The organism is Streptomyces sp. NRRL S-350 (assembly GCF_000719705.1).
Lineage (GTDB): Bacteria > Actinomycetota > Actinomycetes > Streptomycetales > Streptomycetaceae > Kitasatospora.
The window spans coordinates 1-3,485 of the sequence record NZ_JOHO01000141.1; the positions used below are offsets into that span (position 1 = coordinate 1).

Sequence of the window (3,485 nt, forward strand, 5' to 3'; positions counted from 1 at the left end):
CCTCCGCAACCCCGTCCTCTTCCACCCCACCACCCAAACCCTCATCACCACCCACCACACCACCTTCATCGAACCCAGCCCCCACCCAGTACTCGTCGCCCCCCTGACGGAGGCCTCCGACGCCATCGCGGTGATCGGAACCCTGCGCCGCAACGACGGCACGCCCGCCCGGCTGCTCACGTCCGCCGCGCAGGCCTGGGTGTGCGGCCTGCCCGTCGACTGGACCGCGCAGTACCCCGGCGCACGGCGGATTCCCCTGCCCACCTACCCCTTCCAGCGCACCCGCTACTGGATGGAGAACCGGGACACCGGCGCCACGGACCTCGCGGCGGCCGGGCAGACGGCGCTCGACCATCCGATCCTGTCGGCGCGGATCGACCACCCCGATGGCCGGGAGACGCTGTTCACCGGGCGGATCGCGCTCGATCGGCAGCCCTGGCTGGCCGACCACTCCATCGCCGGGGTGGTGCTGCTGCCCGGAACCGCGGTGCTGGAGATGGCGGTGCGGGCAGGTGACGAGGTCGGCTGCGACCTGGTCGAGGAGCTGACCCTCACGACGCCGCTGGTGGTGCCCGAGCACGGTGGCATCCAGGTGCGGGTGCAGGTTGCCCCGTCCCTGGACGGGCGTCACTCCCTCGCCGTGCACGCACGCCCGGAGGACGCGCTCCACGGCGACGCGTGGACGTTGCACGCGAGCGGCACCCTGTCCCGATCGGCTGCCGCGGCCGGCCCGGCCTCCGTACCGTGGCCGCCGGCGGACGCCACCCCCGTGCCCGTGGAGTCCGGGTACCAGGACCTGGCCGGACGGGGATACGCCTACGGCCCGGCCTTCCAGGGGCTGCGCGCACTGTGGCGCCGTGGCGACGACGTGTTCGCCGAGATCGCGCTACCCGAGGAACAGCGCGCGGCCGCACGGCGGTTCACGCTGCACCCGGGTCTGCTCGACGCGGCCGCACAGACCGTGCTGTTCGCCGGTTCCTCCGGCACGGAGGCGCCGCCCGTACTGCCCTGGGAGTGGCGGGACTTCACCGTGTACTCCTCCGGTGCCGCCGCAGCACGGGTACGCCTGCACGCCGTGAGCCCGACCGAGGCCCGGCTGTCGCTGTTCGACACCGCCGGCGTGCTGATCGCGGAAGCCGGGACGCTCGTGCTGCGGCAGGCGGATCTCGCCGAGATCGCCCGACTCGGCGCCGGTGACGACGGCCCGCTGCGCGTGGAGTGGCGCGAGCTCACCACGGCCCCCGCAGTGCCCGAGGACGTCGTCCCGCCCGTCGACGTGGCCGACGCGGCCGAGCTCGCCCTGCTGGCCGCCACCGACACCGGGGCCCCCTCGGTGGTCTTCGCACGACTGGACCGGGAACGCCCGGGCGACGACGAGCCCTCGGCGGAGACCGCGCACGCCGCGGTGATGCGGACGCTGCAGCTGCTCCAGACGTGGCTCGCCGAGCCCGCGTTCGAGAAGTCCCAGCTGGTGTTCGTCACCGACCGGGCCGTGCGGGCCCTGCCGGGAGACCCCGTCGATGCCCGGCTCGCCACGGTGTGGGGCATGGTGCGGTCGGCGCAGACCGAGCATCCGGGCAGGTTCGTGCTCGCCGACACCGACGGCACCGAACCCTCCGGGCGCGTCCTGCCGATCACCGTCGCGAGCGGGGAGCCGCAACTCGCCATCCGCCGCGGAACCCTGCTGCTCCCCGCGTTGGTCCGTACGGCCTCCCCCGAGCCCGCCCCGACGCCCGACACCTCCGACAGCACCGACACCTCGGACACCTCCGACACCTCCGACGGCACCGACGGCACCGTGCTGATCACCGGCGGTACGGGAACGCTCGGCCGCCGGGTGGCCCGGCACCTGGTCGCCGCCCACGGGGTGCGGCGCCTGCTGCTGCTCAGCCGGAACGGGCCGGACGCGGAGGGTGCGGCGGACCTGACGGACGAGCTCCGGTCCGCCGGCGCGCACGCGGAGATCGTCGCGTGCGACGCCACCGACCGCGACGCGTTGGCCCGGCTGTTCGACGACGCGCGGGCGAGCCACCCGGTGACGGCGGTGATCCACGCCGCCGGGGTCCTCGCCGACGGTGTGCTCACGTCGCTCACCGAGGACCAGGTCTCCCACGTGCTGCGTCCGAAGATCGACGCGGCGATGCACCTGCACGAGCTGACGCGTCAGCACGACGTGCGCCGTCTCATCCTGTTCTCCTCGGCTGCCGGGGTGCTCGGTTCGGCCGGCCAGGCGGCCTACTCCGCTGCGAACGCCTTCCTCGACGCGCTCGCCGACCACCGGCGGGACCAGGGTCTGCCCGCGGTCTCGCTGGCCTGGGGGCTGTGGGCCGAACGCAGCGCCCTGACCGGCACACTGACGGACACGGACGTGCGCAGGTTGTCGGCGCTGGGCATCGCTCCCATGGCGACCGAGTCCGCGCTCGCATCGTTCGATCTCGCCTGGCGCGACGGCTGCCCGGCGACCGTCGTCCCGATCCGGGTGGACGCTGCGGCGTTGGCGGCGTCCGGCGGACCTGTTCCGCCGATGCTGCGTGACCTGATCCGCGTGCCGGTGCGCCGTAGCGCGGCGCACCTGCCCGGGGACGACACGAGGCCGTTGGCGGACGTTCCCGCCGATCGTCGGGCCGGCGTCCTGCTGGAGCTGGTCCGCACCAGGGCGGCCGCGGTCCTCGGGCAGGGCCCGACCGACCGGGTTCCGTCCGACCGAGCGTTCCGTGACCTCGGCTTCGACTCGCTCGCCGCCGTCGACCTGCGCAACCAGCTCAACCGCGCGACCGGTCTGCGACTGCCCGCCACGATCGTGTTCGACCACCCGAATCCGGCGGCACTGGCCGAGCACCTCGAGGCGGAGCTGTACGGTCGCCGGGCGCCGGAGCCCGCCGAGATCGTTCCGGTCGCCACGCCGACCGACGACCCGGTGGTCATCGTCTCGATGAGCTGCCGCTTCGCCGGCGGCAGCAGTTCGCCGGAAGCCCTGTGGGACCTGCTCTCCACCGCCGGCGACGCCGTGACGGCCATGCCGTCCGACCGCGGTTGGTCCCCGGAGGCCCTGTACGACCCGACGGGCAGCAGGCAGGGTTCGGTGATCTCCACCCAGGGCGCGTTCCTGCCGGACGCCGCCGACTTCGACGCGGCGTTCTTCGGAATCTCCCCGCGCGAGGCCCTGGCCATGGACCCGCAGCAGCGGCTGCTGCTGGAGGCCTCGTGGGAGGCGTTCGAGCGCGCGGGCATCGACCCGACGTCGTTGCGCGGCAGCCGGACAGGTGTGTTCGCCGGTGTGATGTACCACGACTACGGGGCACGCCTGACCGACGTGCCCGCGGAGGTCGAGGGGTACGTGATCAACGGCAGCGCGGGAAGCGTGGCGTCAGGGCGGGTCGCCTACTCCTTCGGTCTCGAAGGCCCCGCCGTCACCATCGACACCGCCTGCTCGTCCTCCCTCGTCGCCGTCCACCTCGCCGCCAACGCCCTGCGCAACGGCGAAT

Annotated in this window: 1 protein-coding gene; it reads left to right on the forward strand. The window is 73.8% G+C overall.

From position 1 onward, the window contains the following. Positions 1 to 3,485, forward strand: a 3,485-nt coding sequence (locus tag IF30_RS0140015) for a type I polyketide synthase (RefSeq protein ID WP_030247930.1), incomplete at both ends; no start/stop codon positions are given.